Source organism: Corallococcus praedator (assembly GCF_003612125.1).
Taxonomy (GTDB): Bacteria; Myxococcota; Myxococcia; order Myxococcales; family Myxococcaceae; genus Corallococcus; species Corallococcus praedator.
Genome location: NZ_RAWI01000269.1, coordinates 1 through 13,046 on the forward strand (window position 1 = coordinate 1; position 13,046 = coordinate 13,046).

General features: G+C 70.3%; 9 protein-coding genes. 3 read left to right on the forward strand and 6 right to left on the reverse strand.

Translation table 11 applies throughout. The features are described 5' to 3' along the window. Window positions 1–148: 148 nt before the first annotated feature. The 3 genes from D7Y13_RS28225 to D7Y13_RS28235 are packed head-to-tail and all read right to left on the reverse strand — an operon-like array spanning window position 149 to window position 5,510. The gene (locus tag D7Y13_RS28225; RefSeq protein WP_120583723.1) at window positions 149–1,390 is read right to left on the reverse strand and encodes a hypothetical protein; all 1,242 of its coding nucleotides are present in this window, start codon (window positions 1,388–1,390) and stop codon (window positions 149–151) included. After that, window positions 1,387–3,930 carry a TonB-dependent receptor domain-containing protein gene (locus D7Y13_RS28230; RefSeq protein WP_120583722.1) on the reverse strand — a complete coding sequence of 848 codons (2,544 nt, stop codon included), beginning with the start codon at window positions 3,928–3,930 and terminating at the stop codon, window positions 1,387–1,389. The genes D7Y13_RS28225 and D7Y13_RS28230 overlap by 4 nt, the downstream gene beginning before the upstream one ends. Further along, a complete protein-coding gene (locus tag D7Y13_RS28235; RefSeq protein ID WP_120583721.1) occupies window positions 3,927–5,510 on the reverse strand; it encodes a serine/threonine protein kinase in 1,584 nt (527 codons plus the stop codon). The genes D7Y13_RS28230 and D7Y13_RS28235 overlap by 4 nt, the downstream gene beginning before the upstream one ends. Before the next feature lie 287 nt (window positions 5,511–5,797). On the opposite strand from D7Y13_RS28235, the gene D7Y13_RS28240 reads away from it, so the two are divergent. Continuing rightward, complete coding sequence (locus tag D7Y13_RS28240; protein WP_120536782.1) at window positions 5,798–6,667, forward strand: ABC transporter substrate-binding protein; 870 nt, start codon at window positions 5,798–5,800, stop codon at window positions 6,665–6,667. A 41-nt stretch (window positions 6,668–6,708) separates the two neighbouring features. Beyond that, window positions 6,709–8,697 (forward strand): BamA/TamA family outer membrane protein, encoded by a 1,989-nt coding sequence (locus D7Y13_RS28245; protein ID WP_370451673.1) that lies wholly within the window; start codon window positions 6,709–6,711, stop codon window positions 8,695–8,697. Window positions 8,698–8,706: 9 nt separating this feature from the next. Here the strand turns inward: D7Y13_RS28245 and D7Y13_RS28250 are convergent, their stop codons facing one another. Further along, window positions 8,707–9,486 carry a UPF0489 family protein gene (locus D7Y13_RS28250; protein WP_120536781.1) on the reverse strand — a complete coding sequence of 260 codons (780 nt, stop codon included), beginning with the start codon at window positions 9,484–9,486 and terminating at the stop codon, window positions 8,707–8,709. Between the two features lie 117 nt (window positions 9,487–9,603). On the opposite strand from D7Y13_RS28250, the gene D7Y13_RS28255 reads away from it, so the two are divergent. Then, window positions 9,604–11,820, forward strand: a complete 2,217-nt coding sequence (locus D7Y13_RS28255; RefSeq protein WP_120536780.1) for a S9 family peptidase — start codon at window positions 9,604–9,606, stop codon at window positions 11,818–11,820. 114 nt (window positions 11,821–11,934) lie between these two features. On the opposite strand, the gene D7Y13_RS28260 is transcribed toward D7Y13_RS28255, so the two are convergent. After that, window positions 11,935–12,138 carry a cold-shock protein gene (locus D7Y13_RS28260; protein ID WP_014397260.1) on the reverse strand — a complete coding sequence of 68 codons (204 nt, stop codon included), beginning with the start codon at window positions 12,136–12,138 and terminating at the stop codon, window positions 11,935–11,937. A gap of 164 nt (window positions 12,139–12,302) precedes the next feature. Then, a partial coding sequence (sucB, locus tag D7Y13_RS28265) for a dihydrolipoyllysine-residue succinyltransferase (RefSeq protein ID WP_120630826.1) occupies window positions 12,303–13,046 on the reverse strand: 744 nt, incomplete at its 5' end.

Here is a 13,046-nt window from a genome sequence, read left to right on the forward strand (position 1 = left end):
GGCGGAGAGGGGGCCGGCCTTCATCGGAATCAAAACCTCGGGAGGGGAAAGCGCCTCCGGCTGCACGACCCCATGGTCGCGGATGGGCCCTGCGAAGTCAAAGCAACGCCGGGCCCCCGGCCGAGATTTCAGGGGCCCCGTGAAAGCTTCAACGAACCTCCAACACGAAGGACTGGGACTGCGCGCCTGGCAGCCCCGCGGCGTCCGCGAGGGTCGGATCCAGCTCGTTGGGCACACGCCACGTCTGTCCCGTGGACTGCACCAGGGTGACGCTGTAGCGACCCGGGGGCACGGGTGAGAGCGGCGCGGGCGCGGCGGGGTCGCGCGCGTCCAGGGCGCGGTTCTGGATGCCCACCCGGAGCTGGGGAACGAACACGGGGGCCGGCCGGGGATTGCCCTGCTCGTCCCTCAGGGCAGCGAGGAGGGGGTCAGGCACCAGGCCGGCCGCCAGCACCACCACGTCCGGCTTGCCGTCCTTGCCGCCGGAGACGCGCGCGTAGTCCACGCCCTCTTCGTCCACGACGCCGTCGCGGTTCAGGTCGTTCTCGTCCACGATTCCTGGCACGTCGTCCGCCAGCTTGCGCACCACCACGCGGGGCCAGAAGTCCGGGATGCCGTCGTTGTTGGCGTCGTCCGGGACGCCGTCGCGGTTGGCGTCCACGAACTGCACCCAGAAGCCCGGCGGCCGCTGATCCACCGCGCCGGTGAACTGCTGCGGCGTGAGCGTCAGCACCTTCACGGAGGTCGACGCGGTGTCGAACTCGCGGCCTTCGGCGACCTGGAAGGCGGGCCGGTCGAACGGCACCGTGGCCGAGTCCGCGAAGGACACGCTCACGCCGGTGAGCGGCACGGGCCAGCCGTCCGCGTCCGTGGTCACCTCCAGGACGCGCGTGGCGCCGTTGGTGGGATCCACGCTGCCGCCGCCCACGTCCCCCGCGTTGGGTTCGGACGTGACGCCGTACCAGGGGTTGAAGTCGGACACGTGGCAGGGCTGCGGCACGAAGCGGCAGGTGTCCGCGTCGATGAAGCCGCGCAGCACGTAGCGGCCCGGCTGCACCAGGCTCAGCGCGAACGGCGCGGTGAACGGACCCGGGGCGTTGTCACCCAGGGCCGGGCCGAACAGCTCCTCCGCGGGGATGATGGTGAAGGCCAGCGGACGGCCGGAGCCCTGCGGCGGGGGCGGGGTGTCCGCGTGGTAGAGGAACACCACCGCGTTGCCCCGGGCGCGCGATTGGACGACGAGGCTGCCCTCGATGCGCGCGGCGCGCGTGTTCTGCCGGCCATCCGCGGTGGGCTTCACCTCCGGGGATTCGCAGCCCAGGCTGAGCAACGACGCGAACGCGACGGCGAAGAGTCCGCGGGTGACGGGGGAGCAAGGGGCGCGCTTCATGGGGTCACCGTGAGGTTGGCGAACACGCGCCGCTCGATGCGGTTGCCGAAGGGGTGCTCCGCGTGGGTGCCGCCGAGCTGGCTGCCCATCAGCGACACGGACGCAAGGTCCTTCACCACCTCGTAGCCCACGCGGGCGTTGACGACCGCGTACGCGGGCAGGTTGTTGGACAGGAGTTCCACGCGCGTCGGGTCGTTGGCGGCGGGCTCGCGCTCCACCCAGGTGGAGGAGGACGTGAAGGCCGCGTCGATGCCGAACTCCAGGTCCGCGCGCGTGCGGTACGTGATGCCGCCGAACACCTTGAAGCCCGGCGCCTGGCTGCACGGGCCGCACCCTTCTTCCGGCAGGTCGGAGGTGACGTTCTGGAGCGCGGCGCTCGCCTTGATGCCCAGGCCGTCGATGGGGGAGAGGCTCAGGCCCGCCTCCACGCCGCGCGCGGTGTAGATGGCGTTCTCGTTGGTGAACAGCGAGCGGCCCACCAGGTAGCTGCCGCTGCCGCTGTCGTAGGACTCGCCCGCGGGCAGCCGCTGCACGGCGGACAGGCCGATGAGGTCCTTCACCGTGTTCTGGTAGAGGGCCACGTCCCAGTCCAGGCCCAGCCGGGGGGACTCACCGCGCCAGCCCAGCTCCAGGGCGTTGAGGCGTTCAGGCCGCAGCTCGCGGTTGCCGGTGGTCAGCACGCTGACGCCGTTGACGCCCGGCACGGGCACGGGCAGCCGCGTGTAGCTCTCCAGGAACGTGGGTTCGCGGAAGGCGGTGGCCACCGACGCGCGGAAGGCATGGCCTTCAATGGGCTGGAAGACGGCGGACAGGCGCGGCGACTGCGCGATGCCCGGGTTGCCCTTGTCGAGCAGCGGGTGGCGGTCCACGCGGTAGCTGACGACGAGGCGCAGGGGCTGCACGATGCGCCACTCGTCCTGGATGAAGGCCGCCGCGTGGAACTCCTCGCGCAGCCCGTCCAGGTAGCCGAAGGCCACGCGCTTCAGGCGGCCCTCCACGCCGATGTTCACCTGGTGCTCGCCCGCGAGCTCGAAGCCCCGGGCGTACAGCGCCTCGCCGTTGAAGACGTTGGATTCGACGGTGGTGGCCAGCGAGCGCTGCCCGATGGCCTCGTACTGCGGCCCCGCGTCACCGGACAGGTGGTTCCAGAAGGCCTTGAGCTTCACCGAGCCCAGCTCCACATCCGCCTTGGCGTACGCGCCCAACGCGTCGATGTAGTAGTTGCGCAAGAGGCCCAGCGGATAGGCCTCCGTGGTGTAGCGGTGCACGCCGCCGGACAGGCCGACCGCGCGCCCTTCGGCGAACGAATAGACGGTGGAGAGGTTGCCGCGCGCGCCCCGGAGGCCGACTTCCGGATCCGGCCCCGTCAGGGCGAAGTCCGGACGGCCGCTGCCGTAGTCGAGCGTCCACTTGTCCTCCTGACGGTAGGCGGCGGACGCGCGGTAGCGCAGGGCGCCGTTCTGGCCGTGGCTGACGAAGGAGCCCTGCACGGTGTTGCCACCGCCGGCCAGGGCGCTGAAGCGCGCGCGCCGGCCGGTGCCGGGGGCCTGGGTGATGATGTTGATGACGCCCAGCATGGCGTTGGCGCCGTACAGCGCGCTGCCCGGACCGCGGATGACCTCGATGCGGTCGATCTCCTCCAGGCCCACGGGCAGGCCCGCCCACAGCGTGAGGCCGAGGAAGTCCTGGTACTCCGTGCGGCCGTCCACCAGCACCAGCACCTTGTTGGCCAGTCGCTGGTTGAAGCCGCGCAGGCTGACGTTGGAGCTGCCCACGCCCATGGCCATCACGTCCGCGCCGGGCACGCGGCGCAAGAGTTCCGGCAGCGTGGTGGCGCCCGACAGGCGGATGTCCTCCGCCGTGATGACGGTGGTGGCGTTGGGCGCTTCCAGCGAGGACTGGGCGCGGCGGCTGGCCGTCACGACGCGTTCCTCGTACGGCACGAGGCCCTGGTCGGACGTGTCGCCTGCCTCCGCGCTGCCGCTGGGGGCCTTGGGGCCGGACGCGGTGGCGGTGGCCTGCGGCTGCTGGGGCTGGCCGGACGCGAGCGACTCCGCGCGGTTGACGGCCTTCTCCAGCCGCTCCATGAGCGTGGCCAGCTGCTGCTGGGCCTGGATGCTCGTGGGGGGCGGCGGGGGCATGGGCAGGGTCGAGTCCTGCGTGCCGGACGTGCTGCCAGGGGCGGGGGCCTCCGCGGAGGCGGCCCGCTGCGTGGCCTCCAGCCGCGTCACCTGGGCCTGCACGTTGGTGGCGTCCGGCGGATTGGAGGCGAGGTAGCGCTTGAAGGCGTCCAGCGCCTCGTCCAGCCGTCCCGCGTCCTGGTACGCGCGGGCGATGTTGTAGAGGACGCTGGGGTGCGGCTTGATCTTGTAGGCCTCTTCCAGCTCGGCGATGCCTTCATCGAACTGCTTCTGCTCGATGAGGTTCATGCCGTTGCGGAAGTGGCGGCGCGCTTCCAGGCGTGCGTCCGCCAGGGCCTCGGTCGCGCACAGACACAGCGCGAGGAGCGCCCCACGTCGAAAGACTGTCGGGATGGTCACTGGTACGGATCGTCCTTGTACGCGGAACCGGGAGCCTTCGGCTTCGGTCCCTGCTTCTTGATGCGCGTCAACTTCATGGAGACCGCGACGGTCTTCCCTGCGTTGTCCGCGTAGTTCTTGCTGACGGGCTGGTAGCCGTCCAGCGCGAGCGACACCACCACGGAGGCCAGCCCCGAGCCGTCCGGGGGCTGTTCGAACTCCATGGGCGTGGTGCCGCGCACCGTCCCGTTGACGGTCACCTCCGCGCCCGGGGGATCACTGACCACCTGGAAGCGCACGGGCTTGGGCGCGGCCGGGGGCGGCGTCGCGGGCGCGGTGGAGGGCTCGCGCTCCAGGGGGATTTCATCCACGGGCGCGCGCGCCACGGGCACGGGCCGCGGCGAGGTCTGCACCACCGGGGGCGGGGCCTGCGTGGAGCGCAGCACGAACACCGCCGCCGCGGCGATGCCCAAGAGCACGCAGCCGCCGAACAGCGCGATGCCCAGCCCCTTGCCGGACTTCTTCTGCGGCGCGGACTGCTCGTCCACGGAGATGTCCAGCGCGACGGTGTTGGGGCCGGAGCCCACCAGCGCGTGCGGCCCCGTGTGCGGGCCGCTGTGGGGGCCGGAGCCCACCGTGTTGAGGCCGGTGCGCGGGCTGGAGAAGACGCCGCTGACGCCGGACGCGGAGGCCGCGGCGCGCATGCCCTGGAGCACCGCGTCCATGGACGCGTAGCGGTCCACCGGGCGCTTGGCCAGGCACTTCATCACCAGCGTCTCCACCTCCGGCGGGACGCCGTGGTCGGGCCAGATGGTGTGGAAGGAGGGCGGCGGGTCGTTGATGTGCTTGACGATGACGTCGATGCTCTGCGCGGCCTGGAAGGGCGGGCGGCCCATCAGGATCTGATAGAGCACGACGCCCAGGCTGTACACGTCGCTGCGCGGATCCGCGATGTTGCGCGCCTGCTCCGGCGCCATGTACTGCGGCGAGCCCAGGATGACGCCCGCCTGCGTGAGCGTGGTGTCCTCCTTCATGTTGGCGTCGCCGAGGAAGGACTTCACCAGGCCGAAGTCCAGCACCTTCACCACGTCGTGGTCGGTCTCCTGGTTGAGGACCATCACGTTGGCGGGCTTGAGGTCGCGGTGGATGAGGCCGACCTTGTGGGCCTCGCGCAGCGAGCGCGCCACCTGCTGCGCGATGCTCAGCGCGCGGTCCCACGGCAGCGGGCCTTCCTGGGTGAGCAGCTGCGACAGCGTGAGCCCCTCCAGGTACTCCATGGCGATGTAGTAGATGCCGTCTTCCGTCTTCCCGTAGTCGATGACGGTGACGGTGTTCGGGTGGCGCAGCTTCGCCGTGACGCTGGCCTCCAGGAAGAAGCGCTTCTGGAAGCCGGGGTCCTTGCCCTCGCCGCTGTACTGCGGGTTGAGGACCTTGAGGGCCACGAGCCGGTCCAACGGGGCCTGCATGGCCTTGTAGACGCGGCCCATGCCGCCGGCCCCGAGCGTCTCCAGGATGCGGAAACGTTCGTTGAGGACCCTCCCGAGCAGAGGATCCGTCACGTCGGCAGGCGCGCCCTTTCGGGGGGCGTCGCTTTCGATCATGTGTTCCCCCAGGAAACGAGAAGGACCGCGCACGTTGGTAAGGCCGCGCAGGATGCTAGCACCGCCTTGGAAAACCGCCCAAGAGACGTCCCTCGCCATCCGGGATGCCAGGGGACGCCGAGTTTCCGGCCCCGGCCGCGCGCCTGCACTCCCGCACCTGCCGTGTTGGTGCCGCCCGGAGCGTTTGGAAATCAGGAAAATCAGCGTCCGCTGGCGCACAGAGGGGGGGCACTGGTGCGATGCGTCATCCCGGGTGGAGGCCCTGCGGGCGCGGTAGGGTCCCCGGCATGAACGCCCAGCTGTCCTCGCTGTTGTCGTCGGCGCCGCGCTACCCGCGGCGGGTGGTGTGCATGACGGAGGAGACGACGGAGGTGCTCTACCGCATCGGGGCGGGGGAGCTGGTCGTCGGCGTGTCGGGGTTCACGGTGCGGCCTCCGGAGGCGCGCAAGAAGCCCCGGGTCAGCTCGTTCCTGGACGCGAACTTCGAGCGGATCCTGGAGCTGAAGCCGGATCTGGTGCTGGGCTTCAGCGACCTGCAGGCGGACATCGGGCGGGAGCTGTGCAAGCGCGGGGTGCCCGTGTACCTGTTCAACCAGCGCTCGCTCGCGGAGATTCTTCAGACGGTGCGGCTCACCGGGGCCTTGGTGGGGCGCGCGGAGGCGGCGGAGGCGCTGGCGGTGGAGCTGGAGAAGAACCTGGAGCGTCACTCGGACGCGGCGCAGTCGCTGCCGAAGCGGCCGCGCATCTTCTTCGAGGAGTGGCACGAGCCGCTCATCTCCGGCATCCGCTGGTGTTCGGAGCTGGTGGAGGTGGTGGGTGGGGAGGACGTGTGCCAGGAGTCGCGCGCGTCGCAGGGGGCGAAGGGCCGCATCTTCGAGCCGGAGGAGGTGGCCCGGAGGAACCCGGAGGGCGTCATCGCGAGCTGGTGCGGGCGCAAGGCGAAGCGCGACAAGATTGCTTCGCGGCCCGGCTGGGACCGGGTGCAGGCGGTGGTGGACGACCAGCTTTATGAAGTGCGCAGCTCGTACATCCTCCAGCCGGGGCCTGCGGCCCTGACGGATGGGGTGGATCAGCTGGCGCGCATCGTGGCGGCCATCGCGCGGGGGGAGAAGTTGCCCATGACCCGGCCGGGAGACCTCCGCACCGCGCTGGAGTGAGGGAGGCTGGCGGAGGGCGCGGCGCATGACAGGATGCGCGCGTGCCGCTTCCGCTGCCCGCCCTGGTGTTGACCGTCCTCGTCGCGACGGGCGGGGCGTCCTCGCCGTCGGTGCGTGACTCCGTTGCCCAGGCCGGCGAGCTCTCGGATCCATGGGCGCCGCAGCAGCCCGAAGGTGCGGGCTCCGGCAGGCCCCAGGATGCGGCCTCCCCCGATGCGCCCGTGCGGACCCCGGAGGGTGAACCGTCCGGCGTGTCGAACGCGGAGGTGCCCGCGCCGCCTCGCGCGGAGCAGGTGCCCGTGGGGCCGGAAGGCACGGACGCACCCACGCCTCCCACGGTGGACGCGAACAAGAACTACGAGGACGCGCTCATCGCCTGGGGCATGGAGGCGCGCGAGCGCCAGGTGGAGCCCGCCCCCGAGGGCAAGGTGCTGGAGGAGGTGGTCGTCGCCGCGGAGGAGGTCGTCGCGCCGATGGATCCGTACCCATCGCTGCTCAACATCTTCCACATCCGCACCCGCGACGAAATCGTCCGGCAGGAAGTGCTGCTGACGCCGGGCCAGCCGTACTCGGCGGCGCTCGTCGCGGAGTCGGTGCGCAACCTGCGCAAGCTGGGCCTCTTCTCCGTGGTGCGCGCGGTGCCGGTGAAGGGCAGCGCCCCCGACAAGGTGGCGCTGCTGCTCGTCACCAAGGACCTGTGGTCGCTGCGGCTCAACAACGAGTTCTCCGCCGTGGGCTCGCTGCTGCTCTACCTGCGTCTGCAGGGCACGGAGCAGAACTTCCTGGGGCGCGGCAAGAAGGTGGCGGTGGACTTCATCCTCCGCCTGGACACCTTCAGCTTCGGGCAGAGCTACACCGACCAGCGCGTGCTGGGCAGCCGCTGGTCGCTCTCCGAATCCGCCGCCGTGCTGATCAACCGCGACACGGGCCGCGCGGAAGGTTCGCGTGGAAGCCTCTCCGTCAGCCGTCCGCTGTATTCGCTGTCCACACCGTGGAGCCTGAGCTCGTCCGTGGCGTGGAACGTGGAGACCGCGCGCCAGTTCCGGGGCGCGGACATCTGGCAGTTGCCGTTCCCGGATGGCGACCCGGTGCCGTACGTCTACAACACGCGCGAGGTCGCCGTGGGCTCCACGTACACGCGCTCCTACGGCCAGCGCTACAAGTGGAACGTGGGCCTGGGCGCGGGCGCCTATCACTACGCCTACGCCCCTCCGGTGGCGTCCAATCTCAGCGACGCGCAGACGGACTGGTTCCGGCGCAACTACCTGCCGCGCCAGGAGGACGCGGGGTACGCGAACGTCTCCCTCAGCGCCTTCGAGGCCCGCTACGACGTGCTCCGCAACGTGGACTCGTACACGCTGTCGGAGGACTTCCAGCTGGGGCACTCGGTGGTGGCGAAGCTGCGCTACGCACCGCCCGTGTTCCCCTCCGCCGCGCACTTCGCCGAAGGCGGCCTGTCCCTGCGCTACCGCGTGCACTGGGGCGACGCGCTCACCACCGCGTCCGCCGCCGCGTCCATCCGCCGCCAGTTCAGCGGCCAGGAGGACACCGTCCAGGAGGGGTGGACCAACCGGCGGTGGGCGGCGGAGCTGGTGCAGGTGTCGCCGCGAGTGCTCGGAGGGCGCTTCGTGGCGCGCGGCCTGCTGGACGTGAACATCGATGATTTGTCCGAGCGCGTGAGCCTGCTGGGCGGCAGCAACGGCCTGCGCGGCGCGGCGGTGGATGCGTACTCCGGCAAGCGCCTCTTGCTCGTGAACCTGGAGTACCGCACCGCGCCGCTCGTCGTGCGCACGGTGCACCTGGGCGGGGTGTTCTTCCTCGACTCGGGCAGCGCCTTCAACCGCCGGCCCGAGATGGTGACCACCGTGGGCGTGGGCCTGCGCATCCTGTTCCCCCAGTTCAACGTGTTCCCGTTCCGCATCGACTTCGGCTACGTGCTCAACGGGGACCGGCCGCCCGTGGGCAGCCGCCTGTCGCTCAGCAGCGGGCAGGTGACCGAGTACCGGCCGTCATTCCTCGACTCGCCCTGAACTGCGGGCTCAGGGCGGCTCGACGTGGAGCAGCTCCCGGAAGAGCACCTCCGCCGCGTCGCGGAACAGCTCCCCGGACGCGAGCAGCCCGCCGCAGTGGTGGGGCTCGCGCGCCAGCGTCAGCGCGACGGCCTTGCCCAGCACCGCGTCCCAGAAGGGCTCCGAATCGGAGGGCAGCAGGAACTCGCGGATGATGGCCTTCGGCCACGGCAGCACCGTGGTGGGGTCCGCGTCGCTCAGGCTGGTGAAGCAGTCCAGGTCCACGTCCAGCAGGACGCTTGATGCCTCCTCCAGCACGTCGCGCACGAGGTCCGTGGGGCCGGGGTTCCGGTACGCCTCCGCCGCGCGGTCCACCGTTGTCACCGTCACCAGCCGGTGCGAACGGCCCCGCGTGTCCACGTAGGTGTCCCCGGCGAAGGCGCCCCGGGGCCGCGTGCGCGCGATGATCAACGCGTCCCCCACGAGGTTCGCCTCCATCGCCGCGAGGATGTGGTCGTAGTTGCGCACGTTCAGGTGCCAGCGCGCGTGCTCATCCAGCGCGCGCAGGCCCGCGGAGCGGTCCGGCATCTCCGCCGGCTTCGCGGGCACCACCACATCCAGGTGCCGGTCCAGCGTCACCAGGAGGGCAGGGGGGCCCACGTCGCCCAGGGCACAGGCCCACGCGGGCAGCGCGAGCCGGTGCGGGTCGAACACGTAGGCGTCCGTGGGGCCCCGGCCTCCGCCCAGGCCCAGGCGCACCACGCCCGCGAGGCGCAGATGCCGCAAGGCGTTGTCATCTTCCGACTGCATGGGGTGGGAATCCTCTTGGAGGCCGGACGTTGGGAGGGCCGCGCGGCGGCCGGAGTGTAGGCTTGCGCGCATCTTCCCGCGAAAGGAGCCCCGCCCTGCGCGGGGATTCAACTACGCATGCGTCAAGCCCTCACCGCCGCGCTCCTCCTCATGAGCGCCCCCGCCCTCGCACAGGAGCTGAAGCCCCAAGCCATGGCCCCTTCGCAAAAGCAGCCGGACCTCTTCCTGCGCCAGTACGCCGAAACGCGCCGCTTCCAGAGCGGCCGTCCCACGGGCGTGCGCATCACCCCGGATGAGCAGTCCGTGCTCTTCCTGCGCACCTCCCCCACGTCCAACGTGCAGATGCTCTACGCGTTCGACGTGGCCAACGGGCAGGCGCGCGAGCTGCTCACGCCCGAAGCCCTCCTCAAGGGCACCGAGGAGACGCTGACCCCCGAGGAGAAGGCCCGCCGCGAGCGCATGCGCGTGAGCGCCCGGGGCTTCACCTCCTACAACCTGTCCGAGGACGGCACCCGCCTGCTGGTGCCCCTGTCCGGCCGCCTCTACGTGGTGGACCGCGCCACCGGCAAGTCCACGGAGGTGAAGACGGGCCCCGGCGTCATCGACCCGCGCCTGTCTCCGGACGGCAAGCAGGTGGCCTACGTCCGAGGGCACGACGTCTACCGCGTGGACCTGGCCTCCAACCAGGAGAAGGCCGTCACCAAGGGTGGTACCGAGCAGAAGACGCACGGCCTGGCGGAGTTCGTGGCGCAGGAGGAGATGAGCCGCTTCTCCGGCTACTGGTGGAGCCCGGACGCGAAGTCCATCGCGTACACGGAGTCCGACACGGCCGACGTGGAGAAGCTCACCATCGTGGACGTGATGCACCCGGAGAAGGGCGGAGAGGTCTTCCCCTATCCGCGCCCCGGCAAGCCCAACGCCAAGGTGCGCCTGGGCATCACGCCCGTCACCGGCGGCAAGACGGTGTGGGCGCAGTGGGACGCGCAGAAGTACCCGTACCTGGCCACCGTGAAGTGGGACAAGGGCGGGCCGCTGACGGTGCTGGTGCAGAACCGCCTCCAGACGGAGGAGCAGGTGCTGGCGGTGGACCCCGCCACCGGCAAGACGCGCGTGCTCCTCACGGAGAAGGACAGCGCGTGGGTGGAGCTGAACCAGGACTTCCCGCTGTGGCTGGAGGATGGCTCCGGCTTCCTCTGGTACACCGAGCGCAACGGCGGTCCGGAAGTGGAGCTGCGCCGCGCGAACGGCGAGCTGGAGCGCTCCGTGGTGAAGCCGGACGCGGGCTTCCGCAACCTCGCGCGCTTCGTGCAGTCGGACAAGACGCTGTTCTTCTCCGGTGACCCCAACCCCACCGAGAGCCACCTGTGGCGCGTGAAGGACGGCGGCGCCCCGGTGAAGGTGGCCACCGGCAACACCGGCCCGGGCCTGGAGATGGGCATGGTGTCCAAGAACGGCGGCCTGTTCGTCCTGAGCACCCAGGGCCCCAAGAGCATGCCGCGCACGCTGGTGATGAAGGGCGACGGCACGAAGCTGGGCGAGCTGCCGGAGGTGGCGCAGGAGCCCTCCTTCACGCCGAACTTCGAGGTGCGGCAGGTGGGCCCGAAGAAGTTCTGGACGTCGCTGGTGAAGCCGCGCGACTTCAAGCCCGGCACCAAGCTGCCCGTCATCGTGGAGGTCTACGCCGGCCCCACCACCACCGTGGTGCACCAGTCCATGGCCGCGCACCTGCTCAGCCAGTGGATGGCCGACAAGGGCTTCCTCGTCGTCAAGGTGGACGGCCGCGGCACACCGCTGCGCACCGCGGAATGGAACCGCGTGGTGAAGCACGACTTCGCCACCGTCACCCTGGACGACCAGATTGAAGCCGTGCAGGCCCTGGCGAAGGAGGTGCCGGAGATGGACCTGAAGCGCGTGGGCATCACCGGCTGGAGCTTCGGCGGGTACATGGCCGCGCTGGCCGCGCTGAAGCGCCCGGACTTCTTCAAGGCCGCCGTGTCCGGCGCCCCCGTGGTGGACTGGCGCGACTACGACACGCACTACACCGAGCGCTACCTGGGCCTGCCGGAGGAGTCGCCCCAGGCGTATGAGGTGAGCAGCCTGCTCACGTACGCGAAGAAGGACGCCCCCATTGGCGCGCTGCTGCTCTTGCACGGCACCGCGGACGACAACGTCTACTTCTTCCACACGCTGAAGCTGTCGGACGCGCTCTTCCGCGCCGGCAAGCCGCACCAGCTGCTGCCTTTGAGCGGCCTTACGCACATGGTGCCGGATCCGCTCGTCACGGAGCGCCAGTACGAGCGCGTGATGGCGCACTTCCAGCAGAACCTGAAGTAGCGCCTGAAGACAGACATGGCCTGAAAAGGCAGAGGCCCGGATCCCCTACCGTGGGGTTCCGGGCCTCTTCATTTCAACCAGTCCGTGAGGAATGGCTGAGGACGACGCGTCACTTCACGCCGCGCGGACGTTCTGCGCCTGCAGGCCCTTGGGGCCCTTGGTGACTTCGAACTCCACCTTCTGGCCTTCGGCCAGCGTGCGGAACCCATCCATGTTGATGGCGGTGTGGTGGCAGAACACGTCCTCGCCGCCGCCGTCCTGGGTGATGAAGCCGAAGCCCTTCGCGTCGTTGAACCACTTCACGGTGCCAGTTGCCATTGCGCTTCCTTGCGTTTGCAGGGCAGCCGTGGGGGAGGCCGCCCGTTCTGCCCGACGACCGGGGAGACGGACCTATTTGTAGTGAAAGGGCCGACTGGAAGTCCAGCCGGCCCACGGGGAATGCCGGTCTTCCCACCCCGCACAACCATGTGCGGAGGAGTGGGTCAGATGTCGAGCAGCAGGCGCTCCGGGTCCTCGATGCACTCCTTCACGCGCACCAGGAACTGAACGGCTTCGCGGCCGTCCACCAGGCGGTGGTCGTACGTGAGGGCGATGTACATGATGGGCCGGATGACCACCTGGCCGTCGCGCGCCACCGGGCGGTCCACGATGTTGTGCATGCCCAGGATGCCCGTCTGCGGCGGGTTCAGGATGGGCGTGGACAGCATGGAACCGAAGATGCCGCCGTTGGTGATGGTGAACGTGCCGCCCTGCAACTCCGGCAGGGTCAGCTTGTCGTTGCGGGCGCGGCCGCCGTAGTCACCGACCGTCTTCTCCAGCTCCGCGAGCGACAGCTTGTTCGCGTCGCGCACCACCGGCACCACCAGACCGCGGCTGCCGCTCACGGCCACGCCGATGTCGTAGTAGTGCTTGAAGATGACGTCCTCGCCGTCGATCTCCGCGTTGATCTGCGGGAACGCCTTGAGGGCCTCCACCGACGCGCGGATGAAGAAGCTCATGAACCCGAGCTTCACGCCGTGCTTCGCCTGGAACTTCTCGTTGTACTTCTTGCGAAGCGCCATCACCTCGCCCATGTCCACCTCGTTGAAGGTGGTGAGCAGGGCGGCGTTGGACTGGGCCTGGAGCAGGCGCTCGGCGACGCGCTTGCGCAACGGCGTCATGCGCACGCGCTCTTCCCGGGCGGCGTTGGGACGCGGGCCGGACGGCGCGGCGGGGGCGGGGGCCTG